This is a genomic window from Vibrio sp. EJY3 (assembly GCF_000241385.1).
Lineage (GTDB): Bacteria > Pseudomonadota > Gammaproteobacteria > Enterobacterales > Vibrionaceae > Vibrio > Vibrio natriegens.
Map to the genome: position 1 here is coordinate 2,597,534 of NC_016613.1, position 19,212 is coordinate 2,616,745.

The following is a 19,212-nucleotide window of genomic DNA, read 5'->3' on the forward strand; positions in this document are numbered from 1 at the left end:
TCCTAGTAGCTCAATCTTTATAAATACGGGCGTCGATTAACGCCTGTTCCACGATAGGCTGCAGATTTTCAGAAAGCGTGGTTAGAGGAAGACGTAAGCTACCATCCTCGATCAAACCCAGCTTTTCTGCTGCCCATTTGACTGGGATCGGGCTTGCTTCAACGAATAGATTCTTATGCAGAGTCATTAAACGCTCGTTAATCGCTTCTGCTTCTTCGTACTTACCTTCGCTTGCCAAATGGAACATGTCTGCCATATCTTTTGCCGCGATGTTGTTGGTTACCGAGATAACCCCATTGCCACCAAGCTTAACAAAATCTAAGCCCGTCGCATCATCACCACTTAGTAAGATAAAATCTTCGCCACAAAGTTCACGGTGAATTGCAACTCTGTCCAAATCGCCTGTCGCATCTTTTAGAGCAACTATATTATCAAGCTTTGACAAACGTGCCACTGTCTCAGGCTTCATATCTACCGCCGTGCGACCTGGTACGTTGTAAAGAATGAGCGGTACATCACTCGCTTCTGAAATAGCTTTATAGTGCAGGTACAAACCTTCTTGTGTCGGCTTATTGTAGTAAGGCGTTACACTTAGGAAACCAGCGATACCAGAATCCGCCAGTAGTTTACTGAACGTCACGGCTTCGTGGGTAGCATTTGCACCCGTACCCGCTATCACCGGGATACGACCATTGGCAAACTCTACCGTCTTATTAACAACCTTTACATGCTCTTCAATCGTCAGTGTCGCTGACTCTCCGGTTGTGCCTACTGCCACAATACCATCGGAACCAGATTCGATATGGTATTCCACTAGCTTTTGCAGACTATCAAAGTCTACTTCGCCATCCGCTTTGAATGGCGTAATCAGCGCTACGATACTTCCTGAAAACATGTTTATCTCCCTTATTTAGTTCTTTCTGCATGGTACTGTAATGCGATTGAAAAACACAAGAGCGCAAACTCGCTTACAAAGTACAAATGAGTGAATAATTATCAGATGTTAGAGATCTAGCAAATTAAATGCTCGCTTTGGCCTGACTCCCACAAAACTGGATAACAGCGTTAGTTAACTGATTCAATTTTGGAGAACAAGGCGTGAGCAAAAGAAAGACCTCATTTTTATTATGCTCAGAAATATACTCTTCGGCGCGCTGAATCAAGTCAGACTTGAGTGAATAAAAAAACCATGTTGTAAACAAAAGCGGACTGACTCGATCTTTCTCTGGCGTATCTGTGCTAACATCTTTCTATTGAAGAAAGGACAAGAAGCTCATTTATGAAGCAACATCTGGTACTTACAGCAGTTGGAACGGATCGTCCAGGTATCTGTAACCAAGTCGTAAAGCTCGTTACGCAAGCTGGCTGTAATATTGTCGATAGCCGAATTGCTATTTTTGGCAATGAATTTACCCTAATCATGCTGCTGACAGGTAGCACCAGTAGTATCACTCGCGTCGAAACACAGATGCCTTTACTGGGGCAAGAACACGACCTGATCACGATAATGAAGCGTACCGCTGCTCACGAGTTACTCGACAACAGCTACACCATGGAAGTGTTTATCGAGTCAGAAGACCGTCCTGGGCTCACTGAGAAATTCACTCAGTTTTTTGCTGACCAGCAGATTGGACTGGACTCACTGAGCGCACAAACCATCAGCAAGTCAAAGATTCAGGCCGATGTTGATCAATTCCACATCGCCATTACTGCATCGGTGAGTGCCGATTGCAATCTGATGCAATTACAAGAAGATTTCGATGAACTTTGTAAGTCGCTCAACGTACAAGGTTCTCTGAATTTCATTAAAAACACACTATAAAGTAAAGGAAATCATAATGAATACGCTGACAGCAGGCTCGCCAGCGCCAGCCTTCTCTTTGCTCGACCAAGACGGCAACACAGTGACACTTGGTGATTTTAAAGGCAAGAAAGTACTTTTCTACTTTTACCCGAAAGCGATGACTCCGGGCTGTACAACGCAAGCAAAAGGCCTGCGTGACATTAAAGCAGAACTCGACGCGCACAATGTTGTTGTGCTTGGCGTCAGCATTGACCCGGTAAAACGTCTGGGCAAATTTATCGAGCGCGATGAGCTTAACTTCACGCTACTGTCTGACGAAGACCACGCGGTTGCTGACCAGTTTGGTGTTTGGGGCGAAAAGAAGTTCACCCTTGGAAAAAAACTATGACAAATAACCTTGGTTATTATCTATGACACACTGACTCTCGGTTGAGCTGTCTTCTGGTCGCAATGGTCGTAATACTTAAGGCTTAAAGAAAGTGGGACTACACGAACAACGTTCAATATCAGTAGTTGTTCACTTCTTGGCAATATAAAACCTTCCTTTTTATTCAACTCATAAACAATCACCGCATATTACACGATGAGCGCAAAATTTGAGCTTGAGCACATTACAGGTTTCACTTCTTTGATATCTTGAAGCTGGGTTTTTCGCCACCTAGACCCGGCTCACTGGTCAAGGCGATCATATTTTATCTTCCTTAGTCTAATTGGGTACTTTGCGTGAGAGCCACATCGCAAACTGTGAACGCCCACTCGGATATGAGGTAATAGAATATGTACACGAAGAAGCTTCCCATCTTCCCATCCCAGTTAGCTGACTTTAAAGCTAAAGCTCAGCAATTCTCATCAATCATTGAGGATACAATTGGGTGTAAACGAATTTCATCATTCAATCGAAACGATTGGCTAGCAGTAGCCATTGGCTACAAGGGCCACAGCGATCTCGTTCAAGCATCAAAGCAGCGAACTCTCTCAGACAGAAACTCTCAACTAGTTATTTTTTCGAAAAGTCGCTACTTTTCTTCGAAAATTAAATCTACTTTTGCCTCACAATTATCTGTTACTCAAGTAGAAATAGAACTTGCTGTGACAAAAATGGGGCAGATAGAACGTAAGGAACTCCTGTTATCAGGCCAATTAGCTGATACAACTCCCCCTATTCCACGTCATTTACTGCGTTCTGTAACGTTGGATTTAATGGACTTGCCAGATTCTATGATCGCAAATATTTGGCACCTAGCACAACTAACAGGTCTAAGGTTGAATGAACTACTGAGCATAAGAATGGTTGATGTTCAGACGGATAGACTACTAATTGAAAAGAAGCGGCAAAGTAAAGTACAAACAGTTCAATTAACTGAGCAAGCCGCTCTCTTTATCAATAAAATAAAAAATGACAATCCGGATTCTATTTTTCTATTCGACTCAAGCTCAAAAGCAAACGCTGCTCCAATAAGCGCGTCTTACGTAATCAAATCATTTAAGAATCTATCTAAGGGGCTCTGTCAAAGCATAACTGCACAAAATGCAAGAGCCACTGACATATATTATTGTCAGCGGAGGCCAGAAGAAAACCTCTCAATGTCAGATCTATTATGCCTTAACTGCGTGAACACGGTGAAGCATTAGGTAACCAAAAGTCGAAGCCCTATAGGCTCAGACAAGGCGAGTAAGAACCTCTAAAGAACTCCCTTTCATCGCACGTAAAGCATTCTAGATTCACGCTCTGAGGCACACTGAGCATTAGCTGGCAGGTGTTTATGTATATAGAACACAAAAATGACAATGAAGGCTCTGAAAATGATTTTTGGTTGCTAGAAATAGCAGTTGATACCCTTGCTAAACTTAAAATCACGGAGATTATAAAAAATGATTCTGGGGAAGTGGTCTTGACGCCACAGTTGTCCCCATCCAACCTACAGTCACGACTAAAGAAAACTGATATCATCATTGCTCCTGAAGGGACTATTGTTTACCCGCAATCTCTTTACCTAGTGTCAAAGCTAAGAGGCGAAGCAGCAGTCAAAGACACAGGCTCAATTGCAAAGGGGCTTCTTGCTTATACTCGTTACTTAGATTCCACTCACCACTCTCAGGTTGATGAAGATGGTAATGAAATACCACCTGAATACCTAACCTATAAAACACTATCGAAGTATGAAGAAGAAGGTGCACCTTGGAGATTTGCTGAGTTCCTACTTGCGAACTGCAATAATATTGAAGGTGCTAATGGCGATGAAGCTTTTAGTTTATCTACAGCTAGAAGCTATATGAGTGCCATCATTGGGTTCTATAAGTGGATGCAAAAATACGGCTACATAAAAAATGACGATCAGAATATTGTCACCCACTACACAACTGGAACAAAGCATCAAGATTTAAACCAGTACGATATGTTGGCTCACACAAAATCAAGCTCTAACCGTACTTATGAAACATCCAATATCATGAGGATGTTTCCTAAAAAAGACAACACTCCAGCCCATAAAAAGCTAAAGCCCATGCACCCTGAGCACAAGGCTTTTTTTAATGAACATGTCAATTTACTCCCAAAGGCGACAGGATTAATCTTTCGGCTATGTGTCGAGGCTGGGCTAAGAATTGACGAAGCTATCCACTTCCCCGCTCACGACATAGGAAAAGCTGACTACAGTGATTTAGATGTAGTACCAATCAAAATTACTCGCACAAAATTCAGTAAGCCTCGTACCGTAGAAATTCCCATTGAGCTGTACGAAGAGCTAGAGATATACAAAGAAAGTAACGCACGGCTTACGAACCTAAACAAACGCAATGAGCTTGTTCAGGCAGGTGAGATTTTAGATGCCGTAGATTACCTATTTATTTCAAATAAAGGTACCCCCTACTCCGGCAGTACTTTAGAAACGCACTTTTCAAACCTTAGAAAACAGATACGTGAAATCGACTCGACTTGGTATTACCGCATTCATGATTTACGTTCTACCTTTGCAACTCACTGGCTTTGGAGGGAATCACAAGAGCGTGATGTCGGCTATGACTACCTTATAGATGAATTAGCTGAATTAATGGGACACGCTAGCACTTCAACCACTGAAAAATACATTAAGTTCATGAATAAAGTGGACGACCAAATCAGCACAGCTAAAGCGAAAAACCGCAAAATTAACGGAGGTTGGGCGTAATGGCGAAAAGTAAAATTGCAAGACAATCCAAATCTGTTAAACCTGTGCGCAACAGTCAAAATGTCGTTCCTTTGAACCTGACGATTCCATATCAAGATGGGAGGTTAAATATACCAAAGCAGTTCGATGTTTCTCACTTATTGCATTTGGGGTGTAACAAGGAAAGCGAGAAAATAGACGGCCGAACAGTATTTATTAGGCGCTTTTGCAAGAAAGCCAATCAATATGTCAGCAATGGTAAGTCAGAACGCACCACCGTAGCAACCTACGAAAAATTACGCTCCTATCTTGTTTTTTGTGATGCGGTAGATGTTGACCCATTTACGGAAAGTGGCTATTTAAAGTTTGCTGGCAACGATGGCGAATTAAGACAGCTTATCAAGATATTTAGTCCTTCAAAACGCCTATGGGAATACAATCATGGTGATGAGTTAGGCATTCAAGAATCGACAGCTACGAATACACTTTCATCTCTTCGTAATGCGCTCGATTGGTGTGGCTTGCCCGCTTCCGATTGGGCTTTGCTCCACCGAGGGTTTTCAGGGGAAAATACGCCATATAAGGGGTATTCGGAAGAAGAAGAAGAGCTGCTAGTGACACGTTTGAGCAATTTATTCTTCGCTCTCGCACCACAGCTTATTGCAGCCAAAGAAAAAGCCACACCTTTGCTAGAAGCTCTTCCTATTATTATTGCCCTTGGGGAGCATGAGGAAGTGGTTCAAATTCCAACATCATTGGATTCGAAAAGACGCAGAGTGTGTAGCGATGGCATAAGCGTTAACAGTGGCGCAGCTTTTAATCTCACGATGGGCGCTGCATATCATTTGATGTGCTATTTCACTTCACTGAATGACAGCAACATTCGAGATATTGCCCACCCAATTGAGGTTCATACAGAAGAGCGAGATAAGAGCCTACAGACTGTGAGAGTCTCAAGCTATAAGCCTAGAGCGAACAAAGAGACCGATGCTCTGTTGGTGGGTGAGCAATTTGATGTTGATAAGCGTGATGGTGTGAAATTTATTATGCTGTTAGAGAGGCTATCTAAGCTATATGGAAATACAGAAGATGGCTCTGAGTTGCTTTTTACCCTCAATAATAACGCTGATGTGAGTGATAGTTTTAATTTAAAAGAGATTAATAAAAAACTAGTTAACCAACTACACCTGTTATCTCCGTATCGGGATGGCAACCTGCCTTGGTTTAAGGCGCTGTTTTACACCTATCGAAACCAACAAGCAATCACGTTAAAGAAAGTAGTTAATCATCTGGGTCGCACTGTTGTTCATAAAGAAGTAAAAGCAGCCTCCAAAACCAAAGCAAGACAAGGGGCGAACAATAGTGCCTACTGTATTTTGTCTTGCTACACAGACCTACCACTCAAAGGTATTTTACTTCCACTCACGTACTCTGAAAAAGATAGTGATGGCAATATTACTATTTCTTTTCACTATAGAAATGGCATAGGTGGTTTCTTTAAAGTACCAGCCTCTGATCTAGCTTTAATCAAAGATATTGAGCAATATGCTAATGAAAACGCAGACAAACAGGCAAAGAAATATGAACGTCTGCTTTTAGCAAAAAGTAGCCGCTACGTCCCTAAAGATTGGGAAGGTATCAGCCCTATTTCATCAGCGTTAATGATTACTTGGTCTATTGAGACAAACCATTATTACATCTCTCTTCAATCGAGTCGATGGCGAGAGATGACTAGCAATCAAGCCTATGCCGAAGGTGGCATTCAGGTTGCTCAAAGTTTACTCCAAAACACGAAGGAAACGTTAGAGAGGGATTACCTTAACGGGGACCCATTACTTAATAAGGTTATTGTGTCTCAGGGCTTGGAGGTTTTGCAAAACCTCAATGATAAAACGAACTTAGAGCACGCAAAAGACATTGTGGTGACAAGGCGTGGTATTCCGATGCTGTCACACGATGAGGGGAAGAAAAAGCGCGCAGAAGACAATACTAAAACCAACCCCAACGGGTTGGTTTGTGATGGAAAACAAGTCATTAGCGATGGCAAAAACACGCAGCGAGAAACGAACCATGCCCTAGGCATCAGCTTACCTTGTGCTGAATTTGATATGTGTTACAAGTGCCAATCAGCAAAGGCGGTAGATGATGTTGAGGCTGTCTATAAGCTCATTTCACACATAGATGTTCTTAAAGAAGCCCTTGATATGTACCCTGATGCAAAAAGTGATATTCATGAAAAAATTGAACAGTTTGAATACACGCTAGATAGTGCTAGTGACGATGTATTTGATGGGGCTATGGAGCTATTTAACACCCAAGGCCGCCACCCAAGAGTTTCTATCGACCACGCTCTTTTATCCTTATAGTTGCGGAGGCTACAATGATAAAGCTAAATGACCTAGAGCATCAAAATAAGCTTCTTAAAGCACAAAAAAATGTTGGCGCTCAGACAAATTACTTAATAGATGTACTAAAGCCAGCTATTGAGCGTGGTGATTGGGATGAACTCGAAAGCCTTGATATTGGCTTTAATGTTTCGGGTGAATCACTGGGAAAAATTGGCGACGATAAAGCTTGGAGAAACCTACAACCTTATTTTGAACCAAGAGCAAAAACAACCTTAACCATTGATTTTACACTCGATGGCAAAGTTATAGAACGTAATCTTAAAAATCAGCTTAAAGCCCTCCTACTAAAAATGATGTGGCTATCACCTCATAACCATTCATTCCTGATTCTTAAGGAAACATTAATAGACCTAAAGAAAGTCATTATTCCACTTTTAAATGAAGGGTATAACACTTTATCTGCTTTAAATTTTGACAGACTTGAAACTTGGGTGCTAACGGGTTCTACCAGCATCGACTTTGAAAGAGAAGCGATTTACAACGGATTAAATCGCCTTTACAAAGAAGCTAGAGGTTTGCCGTTTAAAGTCAACCTAAACAAAAAGCTCAACGCCTCTGACTTTGATTTAGTAATCAAAGAAGCTGAGCAGCACACCGTCATTCCACAGAGGCTCTACTATCTTGGTCTTCAAAGGTCAGAAGCCCTTATTAATGAAGCTTATGCCCTTCGTTTTGAGCTAGGGCAACTTGCAGAATACATCGCCACACACTTTGATAAGCTGTATGAAGGCTATGCCAAGCATCTTGTCAATGATGAAGCCAGATTAAAAAACGGCAACATTCAATGGTGTTTATATATACATAAATCAATTAAAAAGCGCACCCTTGCTTTTCAAGAATCCTTTGCAGCACTTCATTCTCCAAATGAAAAAGAAACACTTGATCTTATACGGCTTCATAAACCAGTGATAAAGGGAAACTACATTGATAAGTTCCACACCGAACGTAAGATAACGGTTGGACAATGGACAATCAGCAATCTCAGAGAGGCTCAATCGCTTTTTAAAAAACTCAATGGTGGCTGCCTATGGGGTTTAATGGCTCGAACAGGAATGAGAGCCGATGAGATGTATGACCTAAACACAGCTCAGGGCTGCACGACTGAGATAATAAAAAGACAGAAGATACACGTTATCCATACCAACCTATCGAAGACAGCCAAAGGCTCTCAATCAAAGCAAGACGAGTTTGTCACCACTGATACGGGCATGAAGGCGTATGAGGTTCTTCAGGCACTACATACGCCACTAAGAAAGCTGCACCCAGACTCACATTCCTTTTTCCATAAGATCAGACAGGACTGTAGTAAAATAGCAAAAACTTCATTACTTCAACATTCTCAAGATTGGTTTAAAAATGCGATGGGAGAAGAACTTGCGCTTACCAATGAAGACATTATTGATCTAAAAACATCTGACCCAAATTTATCGTTTGAAGTGGGTGATGATTATGAATTTTCAGGGCATCAGCTTCGTCGCTCTTTTGCCTACTACTTAATTGGTTTTGAGCTTTGCAGTTTTCCGCAACTGAAACAGCAATTCAGCCATGTATCTATGGCAATGACTCGGCACTATGCTAAGAACGCCAGTAAATTCCAAAAGATTAGACAAAAGAAAAAAACTCTTGCTAACGAAATTGATGAGGAAAGAATCGACCAGAAAGCCCGTATATACTTGAGTATCTATCAGAAACTGGCAAACAAGGAGCGAGTTGCCGGAGGAAAAGGCAAAGAGTTTGCTAAGAACATGATGAAAACAGACCGCAACTTATTCAAGGATAAGGTGGACAATGACATGCTTTCTCTAAGCTACTGGAAAAAGCAAATTCGCAGTCAAAATCGCCACATTCATGCCGTTGCACCGGGAGTATATTGCACTTCGACTACCTGTGGTTTAAGAACGCTAGTTAACCTGATGGAATGTGTAGACTGCAAGAATGATTACATCGTTGATGCTGTATTTGCCGAAGCAAAGCGTAAAGAGGCAGAAATACACATGCTTTATGATATTGAAAATGATGAACTAACCCCTCAAACCGCTTCTGAATCTTATATAAAAATTCAAGCCGCTGAGCGTATTATGAAAGATTTAAATATCGACTATGAGCCTGTCATTTTTCCTGATGAAGTTAAGAGTTTGCTTATCCCATACGGAGTAACATCATAATGTCACAGGTAACCAAAAATAAGCTAATCAAAGCATTGGAAAGACTTTTAGACGGTGATGTAACCAAGTTAACATCGAAAGAGGTGCGTAATAAAGCACGAAAGGGCAAGCTCAAAATAATCAACAGCAATGTTGAAAAAGAAGCAGGACTTTCTGCTGGCGCGCTCAGAAGGCATGATGACGTTGTTTTAATGATAAAAAACAAGTCATTAGAAGTACAAGTTGCTAAAGATAAAACAACTGACTCCCCCATTGAGGTTCTTCAAAAAGAAATAAAGTCACTGAAGGGTGAAAGAGCGCAAGCGAATAAAAAGAAAAAAGAATATTACGACGAAGCTCAAAGCCATAAGGATGCGTTAGCGGTTCAAGCTGCCACTCATATAAAGATAGTTCAAGAACTAATGGATATGTTACATGAAAGTCAGCGAGAGAAAGCAATGGATAAAATCGTCTCTTCTCGTTCAGATAATATTATTGCTGCGCAATTTAAACAGCCAAAGTAACCTTTAGGACTGTAACATCAAAACTGTCCCGTTTAGTGTAATCACTAGACAGGACACTAAGTTATCGATAAAAATGTACACTCTAACGTAATAAAAATGCCCTAAAAAGGACGTAGCGAATAACGCTACGCCACACACCACTAATTGAGAAAGTAAGGATTAGACCGATGACAATAGAAGCTGGACAAACTGCACCAGATTTTACCCTGAATGACCAAGACAATAACCCAGTGACGCTATCTGAGCTTCAAGGAAAGAAGGTGCTGCTGTACTTCTACCCACGAGCTTCAACACCCGGTTGTACCGTTCAGGCTCAAGGGTTGCGTGACACTAAAGCTGAACTAGATACTCACAATGTTGTTGTGCTTGGTATTAGCCCCGACACCCCAAAAAAGCTGACGAACTTTATCAACAAGCAAGAGCTGAACTTCACTCTACTATCCGATGAAGAACACGAAGTATGTGAGAAGTATGGTGTTTGGCAACTCAAGAAGTTCATGGGCCGTGAAAATATGGGCGTTGTAAGAACAAGCTTCCTGATTGATGAATCTGGAAACCTTGAACATGTGTTTAACAAGTTTAAGACCAAAGATCACCATGAAGTTGTATTGGACTACCTAAACAACAAATAACCGTCCATGAACAATTAACTCTTCAACTTGGGGGCAGGCATGATTGGTTACATTCGAGTAGCAGATTCACAGAGAGCCGATGGCGAATCTCAACGAGAAGCAATCAAGACGTACGCCGCTAAACATAGCATACAAATATCAGATTGGATCGAAGAGCATATGTCTGCCACCAAGACAGAACTTAATTGCATTAGTGCGTAAATGTACTAACTCATACACAATCTGACAGTTTTGATTATACAGTGTGACTTAATCGTACACCCACACTCGACATCCCACAGCTCATTTTTGGACATAAATAATTCGGGTTTCAATAAGTTATCATAGGAAAAATAGCAAAGAATAATTCTTAGCTAAGGGAAACACGGTAATGAGTCAGACCATAGCGGTAATTGCATTAGATCTGGAAGGGACATTGATCTCTAATGCTATCAGCCAAATTCCCCGTCCCCATCTGCATACATTTCTCGACGGATGCAAAGACATAACCGATCGCGTAGTTATGTTTACTACAGTAAAAGAAGAAAGATTTCGTAAAATAGCTCAATTGCTTGTATCGGAAGCTGTAGCCCCGGAATGGTTTTCGACAATCGAATATATTAACTGGCACGGTAAAACAAAAGACCTAAATTTTATCCCTGACTCCAAAGTTTCAGAAGCCGTGTTGGTTGATGATGTGGCAGCCTATATAGCGACGGGGCAAGAAAAACAGTGGATTGAAGTCAAGCAGTTTGTAAGTCCATACACTGAAGCGGATAGTGAGTTACCGTTTATCCTTAAACAATTGCAAAATCACACAAACTAGCAACGAGGTACTTTTGAGTTTATTTTTTCGGTCTTACTTCTTGCTCGTTTGGATTGTAAAGAAAGTTGATATTGTTTACGGAGAAAACCATGTCCTCTGGTAGAGCTACACCTAAATAAATTTGCTGCAGCACCGCACCGAATACCATTATTGCGTGATAAGTCGTATGCTGAAACACGCCATCTGCATTATGGCTAGATTCATTACCTAGCCACTTAATAGCTTCAAGTGCTGCAATACATTTACGCTCAACTTTCCCTAGTTTTTTACATTTATCCAAACGTTCTTGTAGTGGAATAGGTTTTGGATACCCTTTACTACTAAGGACGGCTACACCGCTTTTAGTTCTATGCTGTTCAATACCCAACTGAGTCAATAACTCTTCAACAGCAACTCTTAGTTTGTTACCACACGATGCTTGTTCAATCCAGAAAAGTGAAAACACTAACTCCAACAACATTCTGATTTTGTATGGATATTTTGGATCTAAAGGGAAAAAGTTAGGAGCTGGATTTATGTATGTGGGTGTAAATAGCATTTCGTACCCACATTCCTCATCAGAGTAAACCTCACCTGACATTACCAGAATGCCCACATCAGCACATTCTTGATTTTGACACAGTAAGTCTGATCGTAAAATTGCCCTTGTATCCCCACCAGTTCGAGCATCTGCTATCTGACGAATATTTAGTTCTCCAACGGGACTCATATCCCCTTGATTACATGATGGGCATTTAAATGCGGGAATTTGCTCTTGTGAATATAAAATATCATGTTCCAACTACCTTTCTCCATAAACTTAACGCCGCACTAAGGGAAGAATAACGCCAACCACCTAACTAAACCATTGTGCCGTAAACACTTAAGCTGAAGCAAACCAAAAATGCCGAACATTGGGAATCCACATTAAACGCTTTAAATGGTCTTTTAATGCGCTGCACTTTACCGAAGATAACTTTTTCATATTGACCTCCTCTCAGGTGTTATTTACCAACATAGAGTCTGGCGTATCAACTAATAGTGTTGCTGTCGTGGTAACTGTCAGTCATAACGAACTGAAACGCCCGTGGAAAGAAATCATTTAGAAAAGTCACTCTAAATCGCTTCAATAGTATTAGATTTTCTTTCGTGATTTTGACTATGAGACTAACTTTTAAAAGTTAATACTGAATATAAATACAAAAGGCAAGGTTTTCACACCTTGCCTTTAATTAAGTTAAGCCGCATACCATCCATCAGCCAGTACTTCAGCTTGATCCAGAACCAGCTTAATCGCCTCTTCAGCCGCATCAGGTGGATATTTCCAGCGACGCAGTAGACGACGTACAAGGTTGCGCATCCGTGCACGCACGCTTTCTCGTTTCTGCCAGTCTACCGTAGCGGATTTACGCAGTTGGTGAGTGAGTTCAATTGCTAGTTGGCGTAGGTTGTCATCGCCTAGGGTTCGCACGGAGGCTTCGTTGGTGACTAATGCACGGTAAAACGCAATTTCATCAGTAGACAGGTTGAGCTTATCCATCATCTCAGCGTCGGCTTGCATCTCTTTAGCCCACTGGATCAGCTCTTCAATTACCTGTGCGGTTTCGATACTGCGGTTATGGTATTTTTGCAGCGTCGACATAATGCGTTCCGAGAATTTCTTCTCTTGCACCACATCGTTTTTCATCCGTGCTTTGACTTCATCACGCAGTAATTTTTCCAGTAACTCGACCGCGAGGTTCTTCTCCTTCATATGTTTTACATCTTCGAGAAACTCTTCCGATAGCAAACCGATATTAGGTTTATCTAAGCCAACGGTTTTGAAGATGTCATCGACTCCATCTGCCACAATGGCATTGTTGAGGATCTGGCGCAAAGCAGAGTTGCGTAGTTCGTCGCTGCGTTTTTTGTCAACCGTAGAATGTTTTAGGAATGCTGTTTTAATCGCTCCATAAAAGGCAATTTCGCTCTTATAGCCGTCCACTTCATCCAAGGTATTACATAGCGAGAACGCTTTCATCAGTGCAGCCATGACATCAAGGAAACGGCGTTTACCATCACGAACTTCTTCGCCTTTGCTGTTCCGGTGTGAGAGACCAGATATATGGTTCACGGCTCCCGGAAGCAGTTGCAGTGGTTTGGTTTCAAAATCTGGACGATAATTTAATACATCACCATCGACGGGAGTGGCAAACATTCCGCGAATCACGTCTATTTTTTCCATGAAGACAGCGAAAGCCTCGGCGGTGTCGACGGTAGGCTGACCTTTCCCTTGACTGTTGGTATAGGTCTTAAGTGCGTTTTTAAGCTCATTGGCAATACCAATATAGTCAACAACCAAACCTCCGGGCTTATCCTTAAATACACGATTCACACGCGCTATCGCCTGCATCAGGTTATGACCTTTCATTGGCTTGTCGATATACATGGTATGACAACAAGGCGCATCAAAACCTGTTAACCACATATCGCGCACAATAACCAATTGCAATTCGTCATCGGTATCTTTGTAACGTTTCTCGAACAGCTTCTTGGTTTTTTTATCATGAATGTGCGGCTGCATTTTGGCTTTATCAGCGGCGCTGCCTGTCATAACAATTTTGATCGCGCCTTTGTTTGGATCATCGCTATGCCATTCGGGTTTGATAGCCACAATGGCATCGTATAAATCGACACAAATCTCGCGACTCATGGCAACAATCATCGCCTTGCCCGGAAAGGTTTCACAGCGGGTGGTAAAGTGCTCGACTAGATCTTTCGCTACCTGTTTGATACGTGGCTCTGCACCAACCAGTTTCTCAAGTGCTGACCACTGCGATTTTATTTTCTCGCGACTTTCCGTTTCTTCGTCTTCGCCTATTTCCTCTTCGACCTGATCGTTAAGCGCTTCGATTTCATCTTGATTAATATCGAGCTTGGCTAATCGGGATTCGTAGTAAATCGGCACTGTCGCGCCATCATCGACCGCGTCTTGAATATCGTAGATAGAAACATAATCACCAAAGACACCGCGAGTGTCTTTATCATCCATTGATATTGGTGTACCTGTAAAACCAATAAAAGCGGCATTTGGCAGCGCGTCACGCATGTATTTGGAGTAACCATAAACATAACGCTGATCAACCACATTGCCACCTTCGTTTTTAACATCTACTAGGCGAGCTTTATTGCCATACTGGCTACGGTGTGCCTCATCGGAAACTACCACGATATTCGAGCGTTCAGAAAGGATAGGATGTGCCATTTCTTCGTCGAGTAAAGCAAACTTCTGCACAGTAGTGAAGATGATGCCACCGGACTGACGATTGAGCAGTAAATCGCGCAATGAGTCACGGTCTTCTGCCTGCTGAGGGATCTGTTTTAGCGTTTCCTGCGCCATCGTGAAGGTATTAAATAGCTGACCGTCTAAGTCATTACGGTCAGTCACCACCACTAAGGTTGGGTTGTTCATCTCCGGCTGTTGAAGTAACTTACTCGCGTAGCAGACCATCGAAATGCTTTTCCCGCTGCCTTGGGTATGCCAAACCACGCCTGCTTTTTTGCTTCCGGGCACCACGGTATTGGCATAGTTGGCTCGTGGTTCGGTGACTTGGTCAGAGGTTGTGGCCGCGATGACAGTCGCTTTCACCGCAGCACGTACGGCATGGAATTGGTGATAACCTGCGATTTTTTTGATGATCTTGTCGCCATCATTTTCGAACAATACGAAGTAGCGAATGTAATCGAGCAGCAATTCTGGCTTAAAGAAGCCACGCACCATGGTCTCTAATTGGAATTCGAGTAACGGCTTATCGTCTTCGTCCTCAATGGTTTTCCATGGCAGGAAACGCTCTTTATTAGCCGTTAACGAGCCGACTCGTGCCGTCCAGCCATCAGAAATGACCAGAGCTTCATTGAACACAAAGAGATCAGCGATTTCTTCTTTATAAGTTTGAATTTGATTGTAGGCATTCCAGATATCGGCGTGATCATCGGCGGGATTTTTCAGTTCGATGACCGCCATCGGCAAGCCATTGATAAAGACGATTACATCGGGTCTACGATTGACTTTGGTACCCGTGATAGTGAACTGATTGACCACTAAGAATTCGTTATTCTCACGGTCGTCAAAGTCAATTAATCGAACATGAGTATGCTTAGTCACCCATTGTTCGTGCTCCATCACCGAGTATTCAACGGGCACACCCTCAATTAAATATTGATGAAAAGCTTTGTTGTTTTTGATCAGGATTGGCGTTTGCGGCGTAGCAACGGTTTTAGCCACTTCGATTAAAGTGTCACTGGGTACATTAGGGTTTAAGGTTTCCAAGGCAGAGACTAAACGTGCTTGCAGCGTGACTTGCTGGTAGTTTTCACGCTCGGGTGTGTTTCCATCCGGTGCGATGTCATAGCCATTTTGGTATTGGTAGCCTAGCTCTTTAAACCAATCGAGGCATTGTTGTTCTAGTTGGTCTTCTGTTATCACTTTGGTTCCTCGCTACTTAAGCGCTGCATCTCGGTGCAAAAGGAATTAAACGCGTCACTCTCAAGAAAAACGCTTTGTAACATTGCCATTTGAGTAAAATATACTTCCGTCTGCTCTTCTAACGTCTGAGCACCCTGAATAAAACTCGTAAGCTCGCGATATATAATTAAAGGATGCCACGGGTTTAATTTATGCCCTGCAATAGTTCTATCACTTAGCTTCCAATCTGTGGGTAATTTCGCCTTAATTTCATTGACCAGAAGGTCATAATACCCTTGAGATTTTAAACTAGACTGGATGCTTTTATTAACACTCAACACTAGCGATGCAATAGGCCCATTTCCCATCAAATCTTCGACTTGATGATCATACCCGTCCATAATAAACCCGCAGAATATTCCGGGTATCCAGCCACTTTCGTCATTGCCTGCATTGATTGAAGAAAACTTCAAACCAATTCGACCGAAGGCATCGTAGCGACCACGCGCGTTACGGTGTTTAGGAGGAATGTGAAATTTAACCTTATTACTTTCCTGATAAACAGGCCATGACCGATGCAGAGAGCGACGCGCTATTTCATAAAGCTGCTTATCTATATTTTTAACGTCATTGTAATAGGCGATCGCCAAAGGATTTAGCGGTGTTGAATTAACTAATCCATTGCTTTTTATTAAGTTAACGAACTCAGCGCGCAACCAGCTCTCTTTATTATCACCTTCACCTAGCGACTCAATAATTTTGGCGACTTCATACCAACACAAAGCGATATCCGGTGATTGGCGGTGTTGTCCAGAATGAGCAGTAACGAGAGCGATGAGGAATGACTTATTCAGATGCGCTTTAGCGAATTTTCGATAATTACTGAGTTGCTTATTGTGTAGTTCAGACCAAACCTTGTGCTCAAAAACAAGGCAAAAGTCCTCATCGGTGGAGTTCCACAACAGATCAGGATACTTTCCACCAAAATTGACTTGGGTATCTATATCTGTGGAAGTGGATAGATTTAAGATCTCCGCTCTATACTGTGGGGATTTTTCAGCAAGTAGCTGAGCGTATGCTTTTCTGACCACTTCATCATACTTAAGTAGCCAAGCAAACGCTTCGGTAATGAAGTTTTCTGTAGGGGATGTTTGATGACTTGATGCATATTTGCTGACGTTAACAAGTAAACTTTCCATATCAATGATTCCATGATGCCTCAGTACTTTTAGCCAAGTCTGAGGCTATTATATGTTTATTATTAGTTCTGTTAGCCTAACTCGATTTAGATTATCACCAAGTTGCTATTTTTATCTAATACCAACAGGTCTGGGCGAACTCAGGTATCATCAAAGCCATCACCCCCTTTCTGAATGATTACCATCCCTTCACCGATTGCATGTGGTTGATGAACAGGCCATTCTTGTAAATGTTCTCGCTCTCGAAAACCTAACTCACTAAACGTGAAGCGAACTTGAATACATAACTATTTACTTACAAAAAAGGGAGTCCAAACAAAGCACCAATAATCCCAATAGGGCTAATAGGTAAAGCTATATCACCGACAAGATCTGCTAGTCCTTCACTTACAACGTCACTTGCTACGGATTCACCAACATTGTTAAAAATTTCACCTGTTAATACCTCTGACACGGTATCATCCAATACAACATTGTCGATCCCCGAATCAATCACCAACGTGCTATCCAAGCTATCGGCGACCTCACTAGTGACAATAATTGGGATGTCTGAGTTTTCAGCAAGCGTCTCATTGATATAACTGACGCTGTCTGTCGCTTTTAGCTGAACTTCTGCGGCAATATCACCATCACTCATCAGAGCAATATCCGAAACGGGGTGATTAGTTGCTTCAAATAACAAGGTATCCATACCTTGATCGTTGAGTGCAGTGACAACCTCTTGCTCAAACACAATGCCTTTGATATTGCTGATATGTCCCGACATCGCATCGGGGTCGACATCAGAGAAGTAATCAAGAATGTCGTCGTTACTTGCGAGTTCTAACTCGTTATAACCACGACGGACTGCATCAAAAACTGAGCTTTGAGCAATCATTGCTGACGCGCTCCTGATAAGTAGTCAACAATTTGCTTGAAGCTAGTATTAAGCATTGGATAAATACGGTGCCCATTTACGTTGCTCAAATTTCCATGCGTCGGTGCATTTAATTTCGCAATATCTTGGGCAGAATTACCCTTTTTAGTTTCAAATTCAGTATTAGCTCCAAGTCCAACCAGTTTCATGACGGATTCAAGGTAGCCACTACTAGCTGCAACCATTAAAGGTGACCATCCATCCTCATTTCGCAAATCAAGATTGGCACCTTTACTATGGATAAGTTCCAATGTTGATGCTTGGTTATAACTTGCTGCCCAATAAGCGGCAGTTCTTCCAGACTTACTCTGAAGATTTACATCCGCACCTTTATCTATCAGCAACGAAATGAGTTCATTTTTGCCATTTTGAGCCAATAAAGATAACGCTGTATGTGAGTCTTTGTTTCTTGCGTTAGGATTCGCACCAGCAGTAACGAGCGCTTTGATCATTTCATCATCACCTTTAGTAACGGCGATAATCAGCATCGTTTCATTATCTTCGTTTTCCACATCTGGATTAACGCCATTAGCTAGTAGCTTCTTAGCGATGTTGACATGCCCATTTTGATACGCTGACAACATAGCGGCTTCTGAGTACTTGGCGCTGAATACCGCACCTTGAGAAAGGAGCTTATCGACTACTTCTAAACGTTGTTTGAAATAAGCGCCCGTAACCGCATTCCAGCCATCGTTATTGCAAACATCGACGGCAGCTCCGTGCTTAAGCAGAAATTCAACCGCTTTGACTCGGCCTTTCATTGAGGCCCAAATTAAAGGTGTCCAGCCCTTGTCGTTTCGGATGTTAACTTCAGCGCCTTTTTCTACCATCAACTCTGCGAGTTCAAGGTATTCATTGTCTAAACAAAGCAACAATGCGCTGCTCATTTGTTGTGGTCGATAGTTAGGGTTTGCGCCTTTGTGTAACAGTGTTTGAGCAATATTCAAAAAACCAAGTTCAATCGCCAACCGAAGTGGGTTATGACCTGCATGATTGATATCAAAACCGACGCTGTTAATGATGTTCTGGGAGAGTGTCGAAAACCCATTTTTCAAAGCAAGCTCAAATGGCGTTGCTTCTAATTCTTCAAAGACGGTGTTAACTAACTCTGGCTGATGTTCAAGTACATCATTCAATAACGCCAAATTACCAGACTCAATGGCAGTCAATAGTTGCTCAGTCATTAGCATTAACCCTTTCGACGTCTAACT

Annotated in this window: 14 protein-coding genes and 2 pseudogenes; 10 read left to right on the forward strand and 6 right to left on the reverse strand. The window is 42.0% G+C overall.

The annotated features are described in order from the left end of the window. Nucleotides 1-10: 10 nt before the first annotated feature. Entirely contained in the window at nt 11-895 is an 885-nt protein-coding gene (gene dapA / locus VEJY3_RS11740) for a 4-hydroxy-tetrahydrodipicolinate synthase (protein WP_014232691.1), read from the reverse strand. A gap of 384 nt (nt 896-1,279) precedes the next feature. On the opposite strand from dapA, the gene VEJY3_RS11745 reads away from it, so the two are divergent. The 10 genes and pseudogenes from VEJY3_RS11745 to VEJY3_RS11785 all read left to right on the forward strand — a co-directional run bounded on the left by VEJY3_RS11745 (nt 1,280) and on the right by VEJY3_RS11785 (nt 11,463). Further along, complete coding sequence (locus tag VEJY3_RS11745; protein WP_014232692.1) at nt 1,280-1,822, forward strand: glycine cleavage system protein R; 543 nt, start codon at nt 1,280-1,282, stop codon at nt 1,820-1,822. Between the two features lie 16 nt (nt 1,823-1,838). Next, nucleotides 1,839-2,183, forward strand: a pseudogene (bcp, locus tag VEJY3_RS11750) (thioredoxin-dependent thiol peroxidase); the annotation flags it as partial. A gap of 398 nt (nt 2,184-2,581) precedes the next feature. Continuing rightward, on the forward strand, nt 2,582-3,436 hold the full coding sequence (locus VEJY3_RS11755; protein WP_014232694.1) for a tyrosine-type recombinase/integrase: 855 nt from the start codon (nt 2,582-2,584) through the stop codon (nt 3,434-3,436). 131 nt (nt 3,437-3,567) lie between these two features. Further along, a complete protein-coding gene (locus VEJY3_RS11760) occupies nt 3,568-4,971 on the forward strand; it encodes a site-specific integrase (protein WP_014232695.1) in 1,404 nt (467 codons plus the stop codon). Further along, on the forward strand, nt 4,971-7,316 hold the full coding sequence (locus VEJY3_RS11765) for a hypothetical protein (protein WP_014232696.1): 2,346 nt from the start codon (nt 4,971-4,973) through the stop codon (nt 7,314-7,316). The genes VEJY3_RS11760 and VEJY3_RS11765 overlap by 1 nt, the downstream gene beginning before the upstream one ends. 14 nt (nt 7,317-7,330) lie before the next feature. Further along, nucleotides 7,331-9,523 (forward strand): site-specific integrase, encoded by a 2,193-nt coding sequence (locus tag VEJY3_RS11770; RefSeq protein ID WP_014232697.1) that lies wholly within the window; start codon nt 7,331-7,333, stop codon nt 9,521-9,523. Beyond that, a complete protein-coding gene (locus VEJY3_RS11775) occupies nt 9,523-10,026 on the forward strand; it encodes a hypothetical protein (protein ID WP_014232698.1) in 504 nt (167 codons plus the stop codon). The genes VEJY3_RS11770 and VEJY3_RS11775 overlap by 1 nt, the downstream gene beginning before the upstream one ends. 167 nt (nt 10,027-10,193) lie before the next feature. Then, entirely contained in the window at nt 10,194-10,658 is a 465-nt protein-coding gene (gene bcp / locus VEJY3_RS11780) for a thioredoxin-dependent thiol peroxidase (RefSeq protein ID WP_014232699.1), read from the forward strand. Between the two features lie 39 nt (nt 10,659-10,697). After that, a pseudogene (locus VEJY3_RS24800) lies at nt 10,698-10,844 on the forward strand (recombinase family protein); the annotation flags it as partial. A gap of 184 nt (nt 10,845-11,028) precedes the next feature. Continuing rightward, a complete protein-coding gene (locus tag VEJY3_RS11785; RefSeq protein WP_014232701.1) occupies nt 11,029-11,463 on the forward strand; it encodes an NIF family HAD-type phosphatase in 435 nt (144 codons plus the stop codon). 19 nt (nt 11,464-11,482) lie between these two features. On the opposite strand, the gene VEJY3_RS11790 is transcribed toward VEJY3_RS11785, so the two are convergent. The 5 genes from VEJY3_RS11790 to VEJY3_RS11810 all read right to left on the reverse strand — a co-directional run bounded on the left by VEJY3_RS11790 (nt 11,483) and on the right by VEJY3_RS11810 (nt 19,185). Further along, nucleotides 11,483-12,244, reverse strand: coding sequence for a DUF4145 domain-containing protein (locus VEJY3_RS11790; protein WP_014232702.1), 762 nt, complete (start codon nt 12,242-12,244; stop codon nt 11,483-11,485). 435 nt (nt 12,245-12,679) lie between these two features. Further along, a complete protein-coding gene (locus VEJY3_RS11795) occupies nt 12,680-15,907 on the reverse strand; it encodes a type I restriction endonuclease subunit R (RefSeq protein ID WP_014232703.1) in 3,228 nt (1,075 codons plus the stop codon). After that, nucleotides 15,904-17,085 (reverse strand): PD-(D/E)XK nuclease family protein, encoded by a 1,182-nt coding sequence (locus VEJY3_RS11800; protein ID WP_014232704.1) that lies wholly within the window; start codon nt 17,083-17,085, stop codon nt 15,904-15,906. Before VEJY3_RS11800 ends, VEJY3_RS11795 begins: the two co-directional genes overlap by 4 nt. Before the next feature lie 295 nt (nt 17,086-17,380). Beyond that, nucleotides 17,381-17,962, reverse strand: coding sequence for a hypothetical protein (locus tag VEJY3_RS11805; RefSeq protein ID WP_014232705.1), 582 nt, complete (start codon nt 17,960-17,962; stop codon nt 17,381-17,383). Beyond that, complete coding sequence (locus VEJY3_RS11810) at nt 17,959-19,185, reverse strand: ankyrin repeat domain-containing protein (protein ID WP_014232706.1); 1,227 nt, start codon at nt 19,183-19,185, stop codon at nt 17,959-17,961. Before VEJY3_RS11810 ends, VEJY3_RS11805 begins: the two co-directional genes overlap by 4 nt. Nucleotides 19,186-19,212: the final 27 nt, after the last annotated feature.